Annotated in this window: 17 protein-coding genes; 13 read left to right on the top strand and 4 right to left on the bottom strand. The window is 73.5% G+C overall.

The genetic code is table 11. From position 1 onward, the window contains the following. On the bottom strand, window positions 1-1,308 hold a 1,308-nt coding region (locus ADL22_RS01915), incomplete at its 3' end, for an FAD-dependent monooxygenase (protein ID WP_066973143.1). Between the two features lie 38 nt (window positions 1,309-1,346). Between ADL22_RS01915 and ADL22_RS01920 the strand changes: the two genes are divergently transcribed. Continuing rightward, the gene (locus ADL22_RS01920) at window positions 1,347-2,042 is read left to right on the top strand and encodes a TetR/AcrR family transcriptional regulator C-terminal domain-containing protein (protein WP_066973111.1); all 696 of its coding nucleotides are present in this window, start codon (window positions 1,347-1,349) and stop codon (window positions 2,040-2,042) included. 30 nt (window positions 2,043-2,072) lie between these two features. Here the strand turns inward: ADL22_RS01920 and ADL22_RS01925 are convergent, their stop codons facing one another. Genes ADL22_RS01925 through ADL22_RS01935 form a run of 3 tightly spaced genes read right to left on the bottom strand, consistent with a single transcriptional unit; the run spans window position 2,073 to window position 5,682 of the window. Continuing rightward, complete coding sequence (locus tag ADL22_RS01925) at window positions 2,073-3,341, bottom strand: acyltransferase family protein (RefSeq protein WP_066973115.1); 1,269 nt, start codon at window positions 3,339-3,341, stop codon at window positions 2,073-2,075. Continuing rightward, the gene (locus tag ADL22_RS01930) at window positions 3,341-4,705 is read right to left on the bottom strand and encodes a polysialyltransferase family glycosyltransferase (RefSeq protein WP_066973117.1); all 1,365 of its coding nucleotides are present in this window, start codon (window positions 4,703-4,705) and stop codon (window positions 3,341-3,343) included. The genes ADL22_RS01925 and ADL22_RS01930 overlap by 1 nt, the downstream gene beginning before the upstream one ends. Continuing rightward, window positions 4,705-5,682 carry a glycosyltransferase family 2 protein gene (locus ADL22_RS01935; RefSeq protein WP_066973144.1) on the bottom strand — a complete coding sequence of 326 codons (978 nt, stop codon included), beginning with the start codon at window positions 5,680-5,682 and terminating at the stop codon, window positions 4,705-4,707. The genes ADL22_RS01930 and ADL22_RS01935 overlap by 1 nt, the downstream gene beginning before the upstream one ends. Before the next feature lie 265 nt (window positions 5,683-5,947). Here ADL22_RS01935 and ADL22_RS01940 point away from each other — a divergent pair, with 265 nt between their 5' ends. The 12 genes from ADL22_RS01940 (at window position 5,948) to ADL22_RS01995 (ending at window position 20,311) form a co-directional block, all read left to right on the top strand. After that, a complete protein-coding gene (locus ADL22_RS01940; RefSeq protein WP_079063780.1) occupies window positions 5,948-7,327 on the top strand; it encodes a DUF6716 putative glycosyltransferase in 1,380 nt (459 codons plus the stop codon). 35 nt (window positions 7,328-7,362) lie between these two features. Continuing rightward, on the top strand, window positions 7,363-8,601 hold the full coding sequence (locus ADL22_RS01945; RefSeq protein WP_066973125.1) for an acylneuraminate cytidylyltransferase: 1,239 nt from the start codon (window positions 7,363-7,365) through the stop codon (window positions 8,599-8,601). A 57-nt stretch (window positions 8,602-8,658) separates the two neighbouring features. Further along, complete coding sequence (locus tag ADL22_RS01950; protein WP_066973126.1) at window positions 8,659-9,603, top strand: N-acetylneuraminate synthase family protein; 945 nt, start codon at window positions 8,659-8,661, stop codon at window positions 9,601-9,603. Window positions 9,604-9,625: 22 nt separating this feature from the next. Next, window positions 9,626-10,909 carry a hypothetical protein gene (locus ADL22_RS01955; protein ID WP_420711529.1) on the top strand — a complete coding sequence of 428 codons (1,284 nt, stop codon included), beginning with the start codon at window positions 9,626-9,628 and terminating at the stop codon, window positions 10,907-10,909. Between the two features lie 138 nt (window positions 10,910-11,047). Beyond that, window positions 11,048-12,301, top strand: coding sequence for an amidohydrolase (locus ADL22_RS01960; protein WP_066973128.1), 1,254 nt, complete (start codon window positions 11,048-11,050; stop codon window positions 12,299-12,301). Between the two features lie 204 nt (window positions 12,302-12,505). Beyond that, entirely contained in the window at window positions 12,506-13,543 is a 1,038-nt protein-coding gene (locus tag ADL22_RS01965) for a BMP family lipoprotein (RefSeq protein ID WP_066973130.1), read from the top strand. 175 nt (window positions 13,544-13,718) lie between these two features. Then, the gene (locus ADL22_RS01970; protein WP_199836190.1) at window positions 13,719-15,233 is read left to right on the top strand and encodes an ABC transporter ATP-binding protein; all 1,515 of its coding nucleotides are present in this window, start codon (window positions 13,719-13,721) and stop codon (window positions 15,231-15,233) included. Next, a complete protein-coding gene (locus ADL22_RS01975) occupies window positions 15,230-16,408 on the top strand; it encodes an ABC transporter permease (RefSeq protein WP_234430500.1) in 1,179 nt (392 codons plus the stop codon). The genes ADL22_RS01970 and ADL22_RS01975 overlap by 4 nt, the downstream gene beginning before the upstream one ends. After that, the gene (locus ADL22_RS01980; protein ID WP_066973133.1) at window positions 16,405-17,688 is read left to right on the top strand and encodes an ABC transporter permease; all 1,284 of its coding nucleotides are present in this window, start codon (window positions 16,405-16,407) and stop codon (window positions 17,686-17,688) included. Before ADL22_RS01975 ends, ADL22_RS01980 begins: the two co-directional genes overlap by 4 nt. A gap of 76 nt (window positions 17,689-17,764) precedes the next feature. After that, window positions 17,765-18,175 (top strand): cytidine deaminase, encoded by a 411-nt coding sequence (locus ADL22_RS01985; RefSeq protein WP_066973135.1) that lies wholly within the window; start codon window positions 17,765-17,767, stop codon window positions 18,173-18,175. A 159-nt stretch (window positions 18,176-18,334) separates the two neighbouring features. Beyond that, a complete protein-coding gene (locus ADL22_RS01990) occupies window positions 18,335-19,612 on the top strand; it encodes a thymidine phosphorylase (RefSeq protein ID WP_066973137.1) in 1,278 nt (425 codons plus the stop codon). A gap of 105 nt (window positions 19,613-19,717) precedes the next feature. Beyond that, window positions 19,718-20,311, top strand: a complete 594-nt coding sequence (locus tag ADL22_RS01995; protein WP_066973142.1) for a Uma2 family endonuclease — start codon at window positions 19,718-19,720, stop codon at window positions 20,309-20,311. Window positions 20,312-20,508 lie beyond the last annotated feature (197 nt).

Raw genomic sequence — 20,508 nt, forward strand, 5'->3', positions numbered from 1 at the left:
GAGGCGGGTGGGGGTGCCGTCCGGGTACGCGCAGGGGGCGTCGGGGGCGCGGTCGCCGGCGGTGAGGGCGCCCTCGGGGAGGTCGGGGCGGAGTTCGCGGGTGAGTGGGCTGTCCCCGTAGGCGATATCGAGTTGGTGCAGGTCGCGGCCGCGGTGGAGATTGCCGGAGCGGTGCAGGCGGGTGCTCGTCTCGAGGATGCGGGCGGCGAGTGGGCGGCGTTCGGTTTCGTAGGTGTCCAGGAGGGCGTCGGGGGCGCCGTGGCGGAGGACGAGGCCGAGCTTCCAGCCGAGGTTGTAGGCGTCCTGGACGCTGGTGTTGAGGCCCTGGCCGCCGGCCGGGGAGTGGATGTGCGCGGCGTCGCCGGCGAGGAAGACCCGGCCGTGGCGGTAGCGGTCGGCCATACCGGCCTTGGGGCGGTAGAGGGAGGTCCAGCGGACCTCGCGGACCTGCTCGGGCGCGAGGTGGGTGTGGGTGGTGATCAGCGCGCGGACCGCCTCGGGTGAGGTGTCCGGCTCGGCGGTGGCCGCGGCGGCCATCATCTGGAAGTCGTCGGTGCCGGCCAGCGGGAGCAGGGTGAGGAAACCGCCGGTCGGCAGGATCCAGCGGTGCCAGTGGTCGCGGTCCAGACCGGACAGCCGGACGTCGGCGAGGACGGCGTGGCCGGGGGCCAGCTCCGGGCCGGACATGGCGGCGCCGAGCTGCTTGCGGACGGTGCTGCCGCCGCCGTCGCAGGCGACGAGGTAGCGGGCGCGGACGGTGGTGGTGCGGCCGTCGGGGCCGGTGAGGTGGGCGGTGACGCCGTCGGGGTCCTGGGTGAAGGCGGTCAGCTCGGTGCCGAAGGTGACGCTGCCGCCCAGCTCGCGGAGGCGGTCGTGGAGCAGCTGGACGTTGCGCCACTGGGGGAGCATCAGGGCGTCGGAGTACGGGGTGGACGGGGTCGGGGCGACCCGCTCGACCATCTGGTGGGTGCGGGTGATGCGGCCGTCCTCCCACAGGCCCATGGGCGGGTAGGGGCCGCCGGCGGCCTGGGCGGCGGGCAGGACGCCGAGGTCGTCGTAGACCTCCTGGGTGCGGGGCTGGATGCCGGTGCCGCGGGCGCCGGGGGAGAGGGTGGGCTGCCGTTCGGCGATCAGGGTGGTGACGCCGCGGCGGGCGAGGTCGATGCCGAGTGCGAGGCCGGTCGGGCCGGCGCCGGCGATGAGGACGTCCACGGTGGGGTGGGCGGCATCGGTTCCGGGCCGGGTGGTCGCCCCGGCGGGGAGCGCGGCAGGCCGGGTCACGGTTTCCTTAACGCTGTTAAGTGCCATGTCTGTGAGGCTGCCCTTAACAGTGTTAAGTTGTCAACATGGTTTCGCGTATTGACCGGGAACGCGTGGTGGAGACCGCGCTGCGGCTGCTCAACGAGGGCGGCCTGAACGGGATCACCCTCCGGCGGATCTCCAAGGAGCTGGACGTCCAGGCACCGGCGCTCTACTGGCACTTCAAGAACAAGCAGGAGCTGCTGGACGAGATGGCCACCGAGATCTACCGGCGGCTGTTCCGGTCGGCGGGCGCGGCCGGCGGGCCGGGGCCGGACGGCCGCTGGCCCTCCTGGCAGGAGATGCTGGCCCGCACCTGCGCCGCCCTGCGCGCGGAGCTGCTGACGTACCGCGACGGCGGCAGGGTCGTCAGCGGTACGCGGATGACGGACGACACCTTCGCCGCCCCGCTGGAGCTCTTCCTCAGCCACTTCACCGAGGCCGGCTTCCCGCCCGCCGACGCGGCCCGCGCCTGGTGGACCGCGTACAACTACACCGTCGGGCTGGTCATCGAGGAGCAGTCGGTGCACCCCGACCCCGCCCACCCGGAGGTCCGCGACCCGGCGTACGACCAGGAGGCCCGCGAGCACCGGCTGGGCACCGAGTACCCGCTCGCCGCGCAGGCGGGGCGGCATATCTTCGGCGACACCGAGGAGGCGTTCCACGCCGGGCTGCGCATCATCGTGGCCGGGATCGAGGCGGAGTTCGTGCGGGGGGAGCGGGAGCGCCGGAAGGGGAGTTGACGCGTCGTGCCCCCGCCCTCCCGTTCCCGGCTATCGACGCGGGTCGAGCGCCCGCCGCAGTCGTGGCGTCAGCGGCCGTTCGACGTAGCGGTGGAGGAGCCAGGCCAGGGCGAGCATGAGGGCGACGGTCAGGGGGAGGGTGGCGTAGGCGGGGAGGGCGGCGGTGCGGTGCAGGGCGCTGATCACCACCCAGCCGAGGTGCTCGTGGACGAGGTAGAACGGGTAGGTCAGGGCGCCGGCGACGGTCAGCCACGGCCAGTTGGCGCGGCGGAGGGCGCCGAGGGCGACGGCGGCGACGAGGGCGAAACCGGCCGTGACGACGGCGATGATGACGGCCGCCGAGCGGTAGGAGAAGGCGTGCGCGGAGGGCGCGTGCCAGAGGCCGGTGACCGCGTAGTGCTGGCCGATCAGCCAGCTGGCCAGCACGATTCCCCATGCGGCCGGGTCCCGGGGGCCGAAGCGGTGCAGCAGGTACAGGCCGATCCCGCCGATGAAGAACGGGGCGTACTGCGGCATGAGGACGGTGGTGAGGAAGGCGTCGTGGGAGGACTGGGCGAGGGCGGCGGCAAGCGTCCAGCCCGCGCAGAAGAGGAGGACGCGGGCGCGGGTGGCGCCCGGCAGGACGACGCAGAGGGCGAAGAGCGCGTAGAAGCGCATCTCCGCCCAGAGGGTCCAGCAGACGCCGAGGACGCGGGGGACGCCGAGCGGGTACTGCAGCATGGTGAGGTTCGCCAGTACGTCACTGGGGGCGAGCGCCTTGAACGCGACCCAGGGGAGCGCGAAGACGGCCGTGACCAGGAGGACCGCGACCCAGTACGCGGGGTAGAGGCGGGACACGCGGCTGGCGGCGAAGGCGCGCAGGCGGCGCAGTCCGAGCGGTCCGGGCAGGCCGGGCGCGGACCGGCCCGGTGCGCTGCGGTCGCCGGCGGCCCCGGGCGGGAACCACCCGCTCAGGCAGATGACGAAGCCGCTGATGAGGAAGAAGATCTGGACGCCGAGGCAGCCGTACGCGAACGCGCCGGAGAGCGACGGGAATTCGCGGGCCGGGGAGGCGCCCCAGGCGCGGGAGATGTCGCCGTTCCGGCCGCCGTAGTGGTACGCGGCGACCATCAGCGCGGCGAGCAGGCGGAGGCCGTCCAGGGCGCGCAGGCGGGTGGCGCCACCGGGGCGGGCGGTGCGGCCCGGTGGCGATGCGGCGGCGGCTTCCCGGGCGGTGGCCGGGCCCGTCCCCGGGGAAGAGGCGTGCTCCGGCACCGCCGCGGGCGCCCCGGACGCCGCCGCCGGCGAGGTCGTGGCCATCAGGCGGCGATCCGTTTCCGCAGCCGGCGCTGCACGGCGCGGGCCCGGCGCGCCACCCGCCGCACCGCCGCGTTGCGCGGGAGGAACGCCAGCTGGGACGGGAGCGCGCCGGGCAGCGCCAGCGCGGTCAGCCGGCGCCGTTTGAAGTACCGCCGGGTGTACGGGCCGAGGTGCGCGGCGAGGTACCGCTCGGCGGCCGGGCGCAGGGCGGGGTAGATCTGGGGCTGCATCGCGTACCCGACGGCGGAGACGAGCGGGCCCACGGTCTCCGGGGTGGCGAGCGTCCGGGGGCGTTCGGAGCGGTCGGCGAGGTCGGGGAGCAGGGCGTCCACCAGCGTTACGGGGACGCGGTTGCTGTTCTGGTACGGCGTCAGGCGGTCCAGGAGCAGCCCGGTGCCGGTGCGGGCGACCGGCAGGCCGAAGAGGGCGGACGCGGTCAGCAGCGCGGTGGAGAAGCAGCCGGCCACCAGCGCGGGCCGGGCCCGCTGGTAGAGCACCTCGGCGATCACCGGCCGGTCCAGGACCGTCAGCGCGACGCCCAGCGCGGCGGCCTCCCGCTCCAGCAGGCGCGACCAGCGGGCCGGTGCCGAGGGGTGCGGTTTGAAGACGATCTCGCGGTGGCCGCGCGCGACCGCCCCGCGCATCATCGCCACGTGCAGCTCCTCTTCCTCCTGCGGGGTGAGGATGGAGAGCGCGGAGAGGTACTGGCCGAGGAGGAGGGCGGCGCCTTCCGGTACGTCCGAAGCGTCCGCCAACTCCGCGTCTGCTTCGGCGAGTTCGGCGAGGACGGCGGTGAAGGCGCCGGTCGGCACCAGGTGCGGTACGACGCCGAACTCGGTGAGCAGCAGCGGTGTCAGGCCCGGTACGAGGTCCAGGTGGAGCAATCGGCCGATCCGGGTGCCGATCAGCGGGTCGAGCTTGTCGCGGGTCGGGCCGTAGCTCATCAGGCCGTCCGCGTAGACGTCGATCGGCGCGTCCGGGAAGAGCTGGGCCAGCGCCTGCGCCGGGCTGACCTGGATCGACTCCAGGACGAGCGTCACCTCGTCATCGCCCAGCCCCCACAGCAGCCGCAACTGGCGCTCCCACAGCGGGACATCGCCGGCGCGCGGGGACCAGCCGGCGGGGTGGAACGGGCGGATGGTGTCGTTCCAGGACAGTACGCCGTCGAAGCGGCCGCGCAGCCGCGCGAAGCCGGGCATGGCGTCCAGCGCCGGGCTGGTCTCCGGGACCGCCGCGTTGTTGGCGATCAGCAGCAGCCGGCGGTCGGCCGGGGCGAACAGGCCGGCGTCCAGGGCGGCGGCCAGGGTCGCCGCGCCGTAGAGGGTGGACGCCAGGAAGATCTGGGTACGGGGCCGGCCGGGCATCAGGCGGCCACCTCCAGTGGGACGGGGCGGCGGCGCACCCGCCGCAGCCGGGACGCGCGCTGGGCGTCCATGGAATCGAGGGCGTCGTTCAGAATGTCCTGCGGCATACGCTTCATGGCCGCGGCGCTCAGTATCCGCAATTGCCGGGCGACCGGCGGCTCGAATCGTTCGATGGTGCCGAGATGGTGGGAAATGATCGCGCAATAGGTGCGTACGGCTTTCGGCAGCAGGAGTTCCGCGTCGCGGTCCCGCGCCGTTTCCTCGATGACCTGGTCGAAAGCGCGGATGAAGTGCAATTGCCGGACATCGCCGATCTGGGTCAGTGAGGACGCCACCCCGCGCCGGTAGAAAACACCCAGCAGACCGGCCACCGCCATGGATTTCGCCTCGCGGTGCAGCCGCCATATCCACGGCCGGTCCTCCGCGGTGCGCAGCCCGTCGGTGAAGTGCAGCAGCCCGTCGTCCAGCAGCCGGCGGTGGTAGATACCGGCCCAGGCATACGCGTAATCGACCGAGGTGGAGCGGTCGGCGGGCAGGATCACACTGCGCGGATCCAGCACCACCCCGCGCCGGCCGTGCGGCACCCGATGCACGGTGCGGCGGCGCCCGGTGCACTGGACGTGGTCGGTGCGGACGAAGTCGCAGCCCAACTCCTCGATGACGGCGAGGAGTTCGAAGAGGTAGCCGGGGGCCAGCCAGTCGTCGCCGTCCAGGAAGGTGAGGTACTCGCCGCGCGCCGCGTCCAGGCCGGTGTTGCGCGCGGTGGCCAGACCGCCGTTCTTCTCGTGCCGCAGCAGCCGGGCGCCGGGCAGCTCGGCCGCGGCCCGGGTGAGGATGTCCGGGGTCTCGTCGTGCGAGCAGTCCTCGACGAGCAGGAATTCGACATCCTCGCGGGCATTCGCCGCCAGGCTTTTCAGGGTATCGGGCGCATATGTCTGCACGTTGTAGAACGGCACGACGACGGAGAGCTTGACCACCCGCCCGACGGTAAGGGCCGCGCCCGGCACGCGTCTTGACGCACCGCGTACCGGTCGGTGAACGACGCGTGGCGGGATGGTTAACCGGTGCGGGGGAGAGGGATCAACTGGCCCTTCGGCGGCGGGAATTCGACCTCATCAGGCGCGCCATTGGGTCATTTCCGGGCGCGCCCCCGGACCGGTTCGGAAAGCGTCGGGCGGCTGTTAACCCTTTGTTGCTCCCCAGTTGGCCCGCCAACCGTCGCGCCTTCCTAGCGTCTTCGGCGTGCCCTCACCTACCCATTCCGCACCGCGGGTCGCGGTGCTCGCCGATTCCGACACCCGGTGGAAGTGGGGCGCGCTGACCGCGCGCCGGCTGCGGCCGGACGCCCGGATCGACGGCTACCTGCTGCGCGGCCGCGCCACCCCCACCGTCCGCCAGCTCGGCGAGGTCGGCGCCCGCGCGGACTCGCTCCGGGAGATCAGCGCGGCCGGCTTCCTCGCCCTGATGGCGCGCGGTGCGCGGGACCGCGAGCGCGCCGGGTGCGAGGTGCTGGTGCTGGCCTGCGTCGGCGGTGCCGTCCAGGCGATGCTGCACGGACTCGCGCACGTCTGGCGCACCCCGGGCACCCGCCGCCCGGTCGTCGTCACCGGCTACGTCGGCGTGGTCTACGAGAAGCTGGCGGACGGGCTGCTGCTGCGGCACGGCGCGGATGTGGTGCTGGCCAACTCCCGGCACGACGCGGAACGGTTCCGGGCCGTCTACCGGGGCGTCGGGGCGGCGGACGGGAGCGTGGTGGAGTGCGCGCTGCCGTTCCTGGGCGGTGCGCCGTACGAGGCGCGGGGCGAGTCCGCCGCCCCGTCCCCGCGCGCCCCGTACACCGTCGTCTTCGCCGCCCAGCCCTCCGTCCCCGACAGCCGCGAGGCGCGCACGTACCTGCTGCGCCGGGCCGTCGAGCACGCGCGCCGCAACCCCGCCCGCGAGGTGCTGGTCAAACTCCGCAGCCGCCCCGGCGAGCACACCACCCACATCGAGGAACTGCCGTACCAGAAGCTCGCCGCCCGGCTCCCCGGTGGCCTGCCCGCCAACTGCCGCCTGGTGTACGGGAACATGGGCGAGGTCCTGGACCGTACCGACCTGCTGGTCACGGCCAGTTCCACCGCCGCGCTGGAGTCGCTGCACCGCGGTATCCCCACCGCCGTCCTCACCGACCTCGGCATCCGCGAGGCGCTCGGCAACCACCACTTCCTCGGCTCCGGCTGCCTGGCCTCCTGGGACCAGCTCGACGCCGGGCACCGGCCCGAACCCGACCCGGAGTGGCTGGCCCGCCAGGGCGTCGCCCCCGCGGCGGGCGCGTCCGGCGGGTACGAGCGGGCCTTCGACGCCGCCCGGGAGCGGGTCGCCGCGCTCGCCGCCGCCGACCGGCTGCCGCCGCTCACCCCGTACTACACCCCGCGCACCGCCCCCGGTTACCTGCCCGGCGTGCTCGCCCGCTACGGCCTGGACGAGCGGGGCGCGCCGCTCGCCGGGTACGCGGACGGGCCCGAAGAGGCGGGCGGGATAAGGAAGTTGGCGCGGAACACCGTCCGGGAAGCCGCGCGCGGCGCGTACCGGCACGGCGTCCAGCGCGTCGCGCCCGCCATCCGCCGCTGGGGGCAGCTGTGACCGCCCCGGCCCCCCGCCCGACCAAGGAGACCCCCATGCCCCCCACCGTTGTGGCCGTCATCCCCGCGCGCGGCGGCTCCAAGGGCGTACCGGCCAAGAACCTCGCCGCCGTCGGGGGCGTGCCCCTGGTGGCCCGGGCGGTGCGGGCCTGCCGGGCCGCCCGGCTGGTCACCGACGTGGTCGTCTCCACCGACGACGCCGGGATAGCCGAGGCCGCCCGGGGCGCCGGCGCGGCCGTCGTCCGCCGCCCCGCCGAGCTGTCCGGCGACACCGCCAGCAGCGAGACCGCCGTCCTGCACGCGCTGGACGCCTACGAGGCCGGGCGGGGCCGCCGGGCGGACGCGGTGCTGCTCGTCCAGTGCACCAGCCCGTTCCTGCTCAGCGAGGAGATCGACGCGGTGGCCGCGGCGGTCGTCGAGGGCGGCGCGGACAGCGCGCTGACCGTCGCGCCGTTCCACGGCTTCGTCTGGCGGGACGGCGGGCCGGGCACCGGGGACGGAGGGTCCGGCACCGGGGACGAGGGGTCCGGCACCAGGGGCGAGGGGCCCGGCGCGTACGGCGTCAACCACGACAAGACCGTCCGGCCGCGCCGCCAGGACCGCCCGCAGGACCTGCTGGAGACCGGCGCCGCCTACGCCATGGACGCGGCCGGCTTCCGCCGCACCGGCCACCGCTTCTTCGGCCGTACCGAACCGGTCCGCACCGACCCGGCCCGCGTCCTGGAGATCGACGACCCGCACGACCTGGCCCGCGCCCGCGCGCTCGCCCCGCTCCTGGACGCCCCGCGCCCCGGCGCCCTGCCGTCCCGGGGCGACATCGACGCGGTCGTCCTCGACTTCGACGGCACCCAGACCGACGACCGGGTGCTGATCGACGCGGACGGGCGGGAGACCGTCGCGGTGCACCGCGGCGACGGCCTGGGCATCGCCGCGCTGCGCCGGGCCGGTCTGCGCCTGCTGATCCTCTCCACCGAGCGGAACCCGGTCGTCGCCGCCCGCGCCCGCAAGCTCCAGGTGCCCGTCCGGCACGGCGTCGACCGCAAGGACCTCGCCCTCAAGCAGTGGTGCGAGGAGACCGGCGTCGCCCCCGACCGGGTGCTCTACGCCGGCAACGACGCCAACGACCTGCCCTGCTTCGACCTCGTCGGCTGGCCGGTCGCGGTCGCCTCCGCGCAGGACGCGGTGCGCGGCGCGGCCCGCGCGGTCACCGCCGCGCCCGGCGGCGCCGGCGCCGTCCGCGAGATCGCCGGCTGGCTGCTGGGCCCCGCCCTCTGACCCCACCCCCCGAACCCCCTGTTGTCCCACCCCCGCACACCACCGAAGGAACCTCCCATGACCAGCACCACCCGCCTCCGCGCCCTCGGCGACCGCCTCGTCGGCCCCGGCCGCCCCGTCTACGTCACCGGCGAGATCGGCATCAACCACAACGGCGACCTGGAGAACGCGTTCCGGCTGATCGACGCCGCCGCGGACGCCGGCTGCGACGCGGTGAAGTTCCAGAAGCGCACCCCGGAGGTCTGCACCCCGCGCGACCAGTGGGACATCGAACGCGACACCCCCTGGGGCCGGATGACCTACATCGAGTACCGCCACCGCGTGGAGTTCGATGAGGACGGCTACCGCGCCATCGACGCGTACTGCGCCAAGCGCGGTATCGCGTGGTTCGCCTCCCCCTGGGACATCGAGTCGGTCGCGTTCCTGGAGAAGTTCGACGTCCCCTGCTACAAGGTCGCCTCCGCCTCGCTCACCGACGACGAGCTGCTGCGCGCCCTGCGCGCCACCGGCCGCACCGTCGTGCTGTCCACCGGGATGTCCACCCCGCGCCAGATCCGGCACGCCGTCGAGGTCCTGGGCAGCGCCAACATCGTGCTGTGCCACGCCACCAGCACCTACCCGGCCAAGGCGGCGGAGCTGAACCTCCGCATGATCCACACCCTCCAGGCCGAGTACCCCAACGTCCCGATCGGCTACAGCGGCCACGAGACCGGCCTGCAGACCACCCTCGCCGCGGTCGCCCTGGGCGCCGCCTTCGTCGAGCGCCACATCACCCTGGACCGCGCCATGTGGGGCTCCGACCAGGCCGCCTCCGTCGAACCGCAGGGCCTGACCCGCCTCGTCCGCGATATCCGCACCATCGAGGAGTCCCTCGGCGACGGCGTCAAGAAGGTCTACGAGAGCGAGCTGGGCCCGATGCGGAAGCTGCGCCGGGTCGCCGGTGTGGTCGCCGAGGCGGAGGCGGCCGGGACCGCCGCCGACCGCGAACCGGCCGCCGTCTGACCGGCCGGCCGGAGACCGCGAGGTGACCCCTCCCGAAGGGACCCCCGGCGGCGGCCGCGGGGTCCCGCCCGAGGAGGCGGCGGGGACTCCCGCCCGCCGCCTCCTCGGCATACCCCGGCAGCGCACCGGCGGCGGCCCGGACCCCGCGCCCGCCGACCGCGCCACGCTCGCCTTCGTCGAGAGCCCGGTGCAGCTGCTGAACGTCCTCGAATGGGCGCACACCCGGCCCGCCGCGCCGCCGCCCGCCCCGCTCACCGTCGCCGTGCTCGCCCCGCACGACCCGATGACCCGCGGCCAGCTGCGCCGGATGGCCGAACTGGCCCGCGCGGAGGGCCACACCATCCGCTGGGAGGAGGCCAGGGCCGGCGCCACCGCCCCGCTGCGCACCATAGGCGGCCTGGCCCCGCTGCTGCGCACCGCCCGCCGCCTCGTCCTCGGCGACCCGTTCTCCCGCTACGTCCAGCTGCTGCTGGGCCTGGCCCGGGCCCGGGAGATCGTGGTGGTGGACGACGGCACCGCCACCATGGAGTTCACCGGCCAACTCGCCCGCGGCGAACGGCTGGTGCGCTGGCACCGGCACGGCACCGGCCGCGGCCCCCGCGAGCTGCTGCTCGCCCCGTTCGCCGCCACCGCCCGCCGCCGCCTGACCCCCCGCCCCGAGGGCGCCCGGCGCCGCCGCACCGTCGCCCTGTTCACCGCGATGCCGGTCGCCGCGCCCGAGGGGATGGCGGTGCTCGCCAACGACTTCGCCTGGACCCGCGCCCGCTTCGGCCCGCCCCGGCTCACCCGCACCGCGGACCTCGTCGGCACCTCCCTGGTCGAGACCGGTGTCGTCGACACCGACCGCTATCTGGCCGCGGTCGCCGCACTGGCCCGTACGCACGGCGCCACCCGCTACTTCGCGCACCGCCGGGAGAGCACCGGCAAGCTCCACCGGCTGGCCACCGAGACCGGTCTGGAGGTCGTCCGCCCCGACCTCCCGCTGGAGCTGATCGCCCGCCGCGGCCCGGTCGGCCGGACCGTCCTCAGCTTCCCGTCCACCGTCGTCCACACCCTGCCGCTGGCCCTCCGGGGCACCGGTGTGCAGGTCGCGGTCTGCGATATCGACCCGGACTGGCTCACCGCGCACGCCTCACCGCGCGCCCGCGGCTTCCTGGACGGCGTCACCGGCACCGCCCGCGCCGTCCGCCGCCTGCCGGGCACCGGGCCGGGCGAACGGACGGGCACCGGGCCGGGCGAACGGACGGACGGCGGCCGGACGGGCGGCGGTCCGAAGCTCACCGCCGAGCCTGACTCGGAGCGATAAAGCCCAGGTTCATACCCCTTCGGACATCCGTCCATGCACCCGGCTGCCTAAAAATCTTCGCCTGACGGGCTGAACTTTTGTTGATCTAGGGCGAGTTGCGGCCCTCGGGCCCGTACCCTTCACAAGGTGAACCAACTGATGTCCCCCGCAGCCGCCGACCCGCACGCCCCCGCCCTGCCCGGTACGCTCCCCGAGCCGCTACGCGCCGAACTCATCGCGTTCCGCCGCGACTTGCACCGCCACCCCGAGCTGGGCAACCAGGAGTTCCGGACCACCGCCGCGATCAAGGACCGCCTGGAGCGGGCCGGTCTGCGCCCGCGGGTCCTGCCCACCGGCACCGGCCTGCTCTGCGACATCGGCACGGACGGACCGGACGGCGCGGCGGGCGCGGACGGCGCCGCCTACGGCGCGGACGGTACGGCGGACGGCGCGGGCCTGCTCGCGCTGCGCGCGGACATCGACGCCCTCCCCATCCCCGACACCAAGACCGTCGAGTACGCCTCCACGGTCCCCGGCCGCGCCCACGCCTGCGGCCACGACGTGCACACCACCGTAGTGCTCGGCGCCGGCCTGGTGCTGGCGGAGCTGGCTCGCGAGGGGCGGCTGCCGCGCCCGGTGCGGCTGCTGTTCCAGCCCGCCGAGGAGGTGCTGCCCGGCGGCGCCGCCGAGGTCGTCGCCTGCGGGGCGCTGGAGGGCGTCGCCCGGATCCTCGCGGTGCACTGCGACCCGCGGGTGGACGCCGGCCGGATCGGGCTGCGCACCGGCCCGATCACCTCCGCCTGCGACCGCCTGGAGGTGACCCTCGAAGGCCCCGGCGGCCACACCGCCCGCCCGCACCTGACCACCGACATGGTCACCGCCGCGGCCCGGGTCGCGCTGGACGTCCCGGCCGTGCTGGCCCGCCGGGTGGACGCCCGGTCCGGTCTCGCCGTCACCTGGGGCCACCTGGAGACCGGCCACGCCTGCAACGTCATCCCGCAGCGCGCCGTGCTCGCCGGCACCCTGCGCTGCCTGGAGCTGGACGCCTGGCGGCAGGCGCCCGACCTCGTCCACGCCGCGATCGACGAGGTGGCCGCGCTGCACGGCGCGAAGTCGCAGATCGAGTACGTCCGCGGTGTCCCGCCGGTCGTCAACGAGGCCGGCAGCGTCCAGCTGCTGCGCGACGCGATGGCCGCCCGGCGCGGCGCGGACGCCGTGGAGGGCACCGAGCAGTCCCTCGGCGGCGAGGACTTCTCGTGGTATCTCGAACACGTCCCCGGCGCGATGGCCCGGCTCGGCGTCCGCCCGCCCGGCGACCACTCCGGCCTCGATCTGCACCGCGGCGACTTCGACGTGGACGAGTACGCGATCACGGTCGGGGTGGAGCTGTTCACCGCCGCGGCGCTGCTCTGACGCGCCCGCGCCCGTACATATCACGCCACATCCCGCCACACGGGCGGCCGGTCCCGCACCGGCCGCCCGCCGTGTTTCCGGGCCGGGCGCTGAGAGACAAATCGATAACGGCGGCGCCATGGAGGGTTTTGCGCCAGGTCTACGCGCGTTAATCTCCCGACAAGCCGGCGCCAGTGGGGGCGCTGACAGCGAAGGGAAGGCCCCGTGCGTCGGGTCATCAGGGTTGTCGCCGCGGCCACCGCCACCGCGTGCCTCGCGCTCACCGCCACCGCCTGCGGACAGAGCTTCGCCGAGGCCAACCGCGCCAAGCACGCGGGCGTGGGCCTGGCCTTCGACATCGGCGGCCGGGACGACCACTCGTTCAACGAGGCGGCCGCCCGCGGCACCGAGGACGCCCGCAAGCGGCTGGGCGTCAACGTCAAGATGCTCACCGCCAAGAACGGCGAGACCGAGGCCGACCGCGAGCAGCGGCTGACCTCCTTCGCCGAGGCCGGCTACAACCCGGTGATCGGCGTCGGCTTCGCCTACAGCCAGTCCGTGCAGAACGTCGCCAAGGACTTCCCCGACACCACCTTCGGTGTCGTGGACGCCGTCCCGACCGGCAAGAACGTCGACGCGATGGTCTTCGCCGAGCATGAGGGCTCCTACCTCGCCGGGGTCGCGGCCGCGCTGAAGAGCCGCACCCACAAGGTCGGCTTCATCGGCGGGGTGAACAACGCGCTGATCCAGAAGTTCCAGGCCGGTTTCGAGCAGGGCGTACGGGACACCGACCCCCGGGCCAAGATCGTCTCGCAGTACCTCTACCCCAACAACGACAAGGGCTTCAACGACCCGGCCGCCGCCAAGGCCAAGGCCCAGGGCATGCTCGACGGCGGCATCGACGTGATCTACTCGGCGGCCGGGCAGTCCGGCGCCGGCTCCATCGAGGCGGTCAGCAAGGTCAAGGGCGCCTGGGCGATCGGGGTGGACTCCGACCAGTACCGCCAGCCGGGCCTGGCCCGCTACAAGGACCACATCCTGACCTCGGTGGTGAAGAACGTCGACGTCGCGGTCTTCGACCTGATCAAGAGCTGCGAGCAGCACAAGCCGCTGACCGGGATCCACACCTACGACCTGAAGCACGGCGGCGTCTCGCTCGCCACCTCGGGCGGCTTCATCAAGGACATCCAGCCGCAGATCGACGCGGCCCGGAAGAAGATCATCGAGGGTGTGGTGAAGGTCAAGGAGACGCCGAAGCCGTAGCCTCCCGGAGCCGCCCGCCGGCCCCGCGAACCCCCCGAGCCCCGTCCTTCTTCCGCTCCTTCGTCCCTTCTGAGGGGAGTGCGCCATCAACGCAGCACCCGCCACCAGCAGCCCGCCCGGCCCGGACGCCCCTGCTGTGGAACTCCGCGGGATCACCAAAAGGTTCCCCGGCGTCGTGGCCAACCACGACATCCACCTCACCGTCCGCCGCGGCACCGTCCACGCCCTGTGCGGCGAGAACGGCGCCGGCAAATCGACGCTGATGAAGATCCTCTACGGCATGCAGAAGCCGGACGAGGGCACCATCGCGCTCGACGGCGAACAGGTCTTTCTGCACTCCCCGGGCGACGCCATCGCCCGCGGCATCGGCATGGTCCACCAGCACTTCATGCTCGCCGACAACCTCAGCGTCCTGGAGAACACCGTCCTGGGCGCCGAGAAGCTGCACGGCATCGGCGCCGGCGCCCGCGCCCGGATACGCGAGCTCTCCGACGCGTACGGCCTGGGCATCCGGCCGGACGTGCTGGTCGAGGACCTCGGCGTCGCCGACCGGCAGCGGGTGGAGATCCTCAAGGTCCTCTACCGCGGCGCCCGGACGCTGATCCTCGACGAGCCGACCGCGGTCCTCGTCCCCCAGGAGGTCGACGCGCTCTTCGCCAACCTCCGGGAGCTGAAGTCCGAGGGCCTGACCGTCATCTTCATCTCCCACAAGCTGGGCGAGGTGCTCTCGGTCGCCGACGACATCACCGTCATCCGCCGCGGCACCACCGTCGCCTCCGTCGAACCGGCGAAGACCACCCCCAAGCAGCTCGCCGAGCTGATGGTCGGCAGCGAACTCCCCTCGCCGGAGACCCGCGAGTCCACCGTCACCGACGAGGAGATGCTCACCGTCCGCGATGTGCACCTGACCGCCACCGACTCCGACGGCGTGGTCCGCACGGTGCTGGACGGCATCTCGTTCACCATCCGCAAGGGCGAGGTGCTCGGCGTCGCCGGCGTCGAGGGCAACGGGCAGGCCGAACTGGTCGAGGCCGTCATGGGCACCCGCACCCCCGACCGCGGCACGATCACCCTGGACGGCACCGACCTGTCCCGGTCCTCCACCCGCGCCCGCCGCGAGGGCGGCATCGGCTACATCCCCGAGGACCGCCACCGCCACGGCCTGCTGCTGGACGCCCCGCTGTGGGAGAACCGCATCCTCGGCCACGTCACCGAGCGCCCCAACAGCAAGGGCCGCCTCCTCGACCTCGCCGGCGCCCGCAAGGACACCGAGCGGATCGTCGCCGAGTACGACGTGCGCACCCCCGGCATCGAGGTCACCGCGGCCTCGCTCTCCGGCGGCAACCAGCAGAAGCTGATCGTCGGCCGCGAGATGAGCCACCACCCCAAGCTGCTGATCGCCGCCCACCCCACCCGCGGGGTCGACGTCGGCGCCCAGGCGCAGATCTGGGAGCAGATCCGCGCCGCGCGCCGCGAGGGGCTGGCGGTCCTGCTGATCTCTGCCGACCTGGACGAGCTGATCGGCCTGTCCGACACCCTGCGGGTGATGTACCGGGGCCGGCTGGTCGCGGACGCGGATCCCGCCGTGATCACCCCGGAGGAGTTGGGCTCCGCCATGACCGGTGCCGCCAGCGGCCACCTCAGCGCGGCGGACGCCACCGCCGCCGCCCCGGAAGGTGGCGAGAAGTGAGCACGTCCACCACCGCCCCAACGGGCAAGAAGAACCCGGCCGTTGACGCCGTCGCGCGCAGCGCCGCCCGGGACCGCGTGCTGCTCGGCATCGCCGCGCCGGTCCTCGCCATCGCCGCCGCGATCGTCATCAGCTCGCTGGTCTTCCTGGCGTCCGGCGAGAACCCGTTCCGCGCGTACGGGATCATGGCCGACTACGGCCACTACAGCGACAGCCAGGTCTGGATCATCAACAAGGCGGTGCCGTACTACCTTTCGGCGCTCGCGGTGGCCGTCGGCTTCCGGATGAACCTCTTCAACATCGGCGTCGACGGGCAGTACCGGCTGGCCGCCTTCGCCGCCGCCGCGGTCGGCGGGGCCATCGCACTGCCCGGCGCGCTCCAGATCATCCTGCTCATCGTGATCGCGATGCTGGTGGGCGCGATCTGGTCCGGTATCGCGGGGCTGCTGCGGACCACCCGCGGGGTCAGCGAGGTGATCACCACGATCATGCTGAACTCCATCGCGGCCTCGGTCATCGGCTACTTCCTCCAGGACGGCCGGCTCGCCGTCAAGGACGGCAACCTCCTGCACACCAAGTTCCTGCCGGAGTCCAGCCACTTCTTCTCGTTCGCGACCCACCCCAAGCCGGTCGAGGGCTTCGTGGTCGTCGCGGTGGTGGCCGGCGCGCTGTACTGGTTCCTGATCAACCGCACCCGCTTCGGCTTCGACCTGCGCGCGGTGGGCGCCTCCGAACCGGCCGCCGAGGCCAGCGGTGTCAGCGTCAAGCGCATGGTGGTCATCTCCATGCTGCTCTCCGGCGCCGCGGCCGGCCTGGTCGGCATGCCGACCCTGCTCGGCGAGTCGTTCCAGTACGGCACCGACTTCCCGGCCGGTATCGGCTTCACCGGTATCGCCATCGCCCTGCTCGGCCGCAACCACCCCATCGGCATGGGCTTCGGCGCCCTGCTGTGGGCGTTCCTGGACCGCACCGGCTCCCGGCTGGAGTTCGAGGGCTACGCCCAGGAGATCGTCGGCGTCATCCAGGGCGTGATCGTGCTCTGCGTCGTCATCGCCTACGAGGTCGTCCGCCGCTACGGGCTGCGCCTCCAGCAGCGCAAGGTCGGCGAGGAGCTGGCCGTACTGGCCCGCACCGGCACCGCCGACAACAGTGACAAGCCGGAGGTGACGGCGTGAGTACGGAACTCAAGTCCGCGGCGCGGCCCGCGGCCCCGGGCACGGGCGGCCGGAAGCGGAAGCTGACCTACCCCTGGGTGCTGCTGATCCTGGCCGGCGCGCTGGTCGCGGTCTCCGCCCTGCGGGCCATAAGCGGCGCCACCGACCTGACCTCGGCCGGGCAGTTCGGGGCCGCGCTCAGCGCCGCCGTCCCGATCGGCCTGGCCGGCCTCGGCGGCCTGTGGGCCGAGCGGTCCGGTGTGGTCAACATCGGCCTCGAAGGCATGATGATGCTCGGCTCGTTCGCGGCCGGCTGGGCCGGCTGGCAGCACGGCCCCTGGGCGGCGGCCGCGGCCGGCGTCATCGGCGGCGCGCTCGGCGGCCTGGTGCACGCGATCGCCACCGTCACCTTCGGCGTCGACCACATCGTCTCCGGTGTCGCGATCAACATCCTCGCGCTGGGCGCCACGCAATATCTGGCCACGATCCTCTTCGGCCACGAGGGCAGCGCCGCGATGGCGGCCGGCGGAAACGACAAGCAGTCGCCGCCGATGTCCGATATGCCGACCTTCACCGTCCCCGGCCTCGCCGACTGGCTGAACGGCATCGAGAGCCACCACTGGTTCCTGGTCTCCGACCTCGCCGGGGTGCTCGGCGGCGCGGTCACCGGCGTCTCCTGGCTCACCCTGCTGACCGCCGGCCTCTTCGCCGGCACGTTCTACCTGCTGTGGCGCTCCGCGTTCGGCCTGCGGCTGCGCTCCTGCGGCGAGGCCCCGCTCTCCGCCGAGACCCTGGGCGTCAACGTCTACGCGTACAAGTACGCGGCGGTGCTGGTCTCCGGCGCGCTGGCCGGCCTCGGCGGCGCCTTCCTGGCGATCAGCGTGCACTTCTACCAGGACGGGCAGACCGGCGGCCGCGGCTACATCGGCCTGGCCACGATGATCTTCGGCAACTGGCGGCCGGGCGGCGTCGCGCTCGGCGCGGGCCTGTTCGGCTTCATGGACGCCATGCAGCTGCGCAGCGGCGGCCCGACCGTGCACGCCCTGCTGCTGGGCCTGGCCGCACTGCTCGCCGGCCTGGCGGTGGTCCGGCTGCGGGCCGCCAAGCGGGCCCAGGCCGCGGTCGCCGGGGTGGCCGCCGCCGTCCTGGTGGTCTGGTACGCGCTGTCCGACAACGTCCCGCTGGAACTGGTCGAGGCCAGCCCCTACATCGCTACGCTGCTGGTCCTGGCGCTCTTCTCACAGCGCCTGCGGGCCCCCAAGGCGGTCGGCAAGCCGTACCGCAGGGGCCAGGGCCACTGACGTCCCGGAGGCCGGCGGCGGGGAGGCGCGCAAGCCCCCGCCGCCGGCCTCCGCATTCCCCCGAAAGAAAGACCACATGACGCACCACCACCAACACCCGCCCGTCGACTGGCCCGCCCTGCGCACCCTGGCCCGGGAGGCGATGTCCCGGGCCTACGCCCCGTACTCCGGCTACCCGGTCGGCGCCGCCGCCCTCGTGGACGACGGCCGCACCGTCACCGGCTGCAACGTCGAGAACGCCTCCTACGGCCTCGGGCTGTGCGCCGAATGCGGCCTGATCTCCGCCCTGTTCGCCGGCGGCGGCGGCCGGCTGACCGCCTTCACCTGCGTCGACGGCAAGGGCGAACTCCTCGTCCCGTGCGGCCGCTGCCGCCAGCTGCTCCACGAACACGGCGGCCCCGACCTCCTGGTGGACACCCGCGCCGGCATCCGCCCCCTGTCGGACCTCCTCCCCGACGCCTTCGGCCCCGGCCACTTGGCCCACTGACGGCCGCCACACCGTCCCCTGGCTCATCACCGCCCTGGCACCCCACCCATCTATGCGTGTAGAACGGACGGAACGGTCCCGGGCCGCCCGAACCACCGTTCGCAGACACCACCCCGGCCTGCCCGTTCCCAGAACCCACCGTTCGAAAGGAACCCGCCCATGGACGCCATCTCCGTCATCCGCACCAAGCGCGACCGCGGCGAACTGACCCCCGAGCAGATCGACTGGGTCATCGACGCCTACACCCGCGGCGAGGTCGCCCATGAGCAGATGTCGTCCCTGGCCATGGCCATCTTCCTCAACGGCATGAACCGCCGGGAGATCGCCCGCTGGACCGCCGCCATGATCGCCTCCGGCGAGCGCATGGACTTCTCCTCCCTGACCCGCCCCACCGCCGACAAGCACTCCACCGGCGGCGTCGGCGACAAGATCACCCTCCCGCTCGCCCCGCTCGTCGCCGCCTGCGGCGCCGCCGTCCCGCAGCTCTCCGGCCGCGGCCTGGGCCACACCGGCGGCACCCTCGACAAGCTCGAAGCCATCCCCGGCTGGCGCGCCCTGCTCTCCAACGACGAGATGCTGGACGTCCTGCGCGACGTCGGCTCGGTCATCTGCGCCGCCGGCGACGGCCTGGCCCCCGCCGACAAGAAGCTCTACGCGCTGCGCGACGTCACCGGCACCGTCGAGTCGATCCCGCTCATCGCCTCCTCCATCATGTCCAAGAAGATCGCCGAGGGCACCGGCTCCCTCGTCCTGGACGTCAAGGTCGGCTCCGGCGCGTTCATGAAGAACCTCGACGACGCCCGTGAACTGGCCGCCACCATGGTCGAGTTGGGCAAGGACCACGGCGTGGACACCCGGGCCCTGCTCACCGACATGTCCACCCCCCTCGGCCGCACCGCCGGCAACGCCCTCGAAGTCCGCGAATCCGTCGAGGTGCTGGCCGGCGGTGGCCCCCAGGACGTCATCGACCTCACCCTCGCCCTGGCCCGCGAGATGCTCGACGCGGCCGGCCTGAAGGACGCCGACCCCGCCAAGGCCCTCGCCGACGGCTCCGCCATGGACCACTGGCGCCGCATGATCACCGCCCAGGGCGGCGACCCCGACGCCCCCCTCCCCGTCGCCCGCGAACAGCACACCGTCACCGCCGCCGCCACCGGCGTCCTGACCGCCCTCGACGCCTACGCCGTCGGCCTCGCCGCCTGGCGCCTGGGCGCCGGCCGCGCCCGCAAGGAGGACCCCGTGCAGGCGGGCGCCGGCGTAGAACTCCACGCCAAGCCCGGCGACCTGGTCACCGCCGGCCAGCCCCTCCTCACCCTCCACACCGACACCCCGGAAAAGTTCCCCTACGCCCTCGAAGCCCTCACCGCCGCCACCCGCATCGACCCCACCCCCACCCCGTCCCCCACCCGCCCGGTGGTCCTGGAACGCCTCGCCTAACCCCCTGACCTGCGCTTTCCCCCTTCGGGTGAACGGGACCGGTGGACCCCCACCGGTCCCGTTCGGCATGCTGGGACCGGTGACGTACCGATAGAGGAGCACACCATGGCAGCAGTGATCGCCGAGCGCCCCCATCAGGCCGATGAACGCGGCTGGAACGAGGCGCTCCGCACCTGGGAGCAGACCGATGCTCCGGAGGGCTGCAAGGTGGAGATCATCGAGGGGATCGTCACCGTGGCACCACCGCCGGAGAGCGACCACAACGACACCGCGGACGAGCTTCAGCGCCTGCTGTACACCGTCATCCCCCGGGACTGGGGCATCTACCAGACGCAAGGGCTGACGGTCCCCGGCCGGCAGGGGCTCTACATCCCCGACCTGGCGGTCATCCCCAAGAAGCTGCTGCCGCGCCCCGGCGAGCGCCGCACGGCCGACGCGGCCGAGCTGATCGCCGAGATCACCTCCCGCTCCACGGCCAACCACGACCGCGTCGAAAAGCTCCACGGCTACGCCGACGCCGGCGTCCCCCTCTACCTGCTCCTGGACCCCTGGCACTCCGGCAGACCCACCGCGACGCTCTACGGCCAGCCGGCCGGCGGCCTCTACCGCGTCCTCGACACCGTCAAGTACGGCGACCCGCTGCACCTCCCGCAACCGTTCGACGTCAGGATCGACACGGCTCTCTTTCCCACCGGCTGAACCGAGTTGGCTGACCGCGCCTCTGCAGATCCGTACCGTCGCCCGGTGGAGAAGGGAAACGCTCCATGACCATCCTCGCCGTCACCGGTCATATGGACCTGTCGCCGGGCACCGTGCCGCTGGTGGAGGTTGCGTTGCGGGAGCTGGTGCGGGGGTACGGGCGGGGGGAGGTGGTGGGGGTGACGTGTCTGGCGCGG

The organism is Streptomyces sp. NRRL F-4489 (genome assembly GCF_001509485.1).
Lineage (GTDB): Bacteria > Actinomycetota > Actinomycetes > Streptomycetales > Streptomycetaceae > Streptomyces.

What these genes read in the sequence shown, in the direction of transcription:
- ADL22_RS01920 (WP_066973111.1), top strand. Translation starts at nt 1,347, where the DNA reads ATGGTTTCGCGTATTGACCGGGAACGCGTGGTGGAGACCGCGCTGCGG.
- ADL22_RS01925 (WP_066973115.1), bottom strand. Translation starts at nt 3,341, where the DNA reads ATGGCCACGACCTCGCCGGCGGCGGCGTCCGGGGCGCCCGCGGCGGTG.
- ADL22_RS01930 (WP_066973117.1), bottom strand. Translation starts at nt 4,705, where the DNA reads ATGCCCGGCCGGCCCCGTACCCAGATCTTCCTGGCGTCCACCCTCTAC.
- ADL22_RS01945 (WP_066973125.1), top strand. Translation starts at nt 7,363, where the DNA reads ATGCCCCCCACCGTTGTGGCCGTCATCCCCGCGCGCGGCGGCTCCAAG.
- ADL22_RS01950 (WP_066973126.1), top strand. Translation starts at nt 8,659, where the DNA reads ATGACCAGCACCACCCGCCTCCGCGCCCTCGGCGACCGCCTCGTCGGC.
- ADL22_RS01960 (WP_066973128.1), top strand. Translation starts at nt 11,048, where the DNA reads ATGTCCCCCGCAGCCGCCGACCCGCACGCCCCCGCCCTGCCCGGTACG.
- ADL22_RS01985 (WP_066973135.1), top strand. Translation starts at nt 17,765, where the DNA reads ATGACGCACCACCACCAACACCCGCCCGTCGACTGGCCCGCCCTGCGC.
- ADL22_RS01990 (WP_066973137.1), top strand. Translation starts at nt 18,335, where the DNA reads ATGGACGCCATCTCCGTCATCCGCACCAAGCGCGACCGCGGCGAACTG.
- ADL22_RS01995 (WP_066973142.1), top strand. Translation starts at nt 19,718, where the DNA reads ATGGCAGCAGTGATCGCCGAGCGCCCCCATCAGGCCGATGAACGCGGC.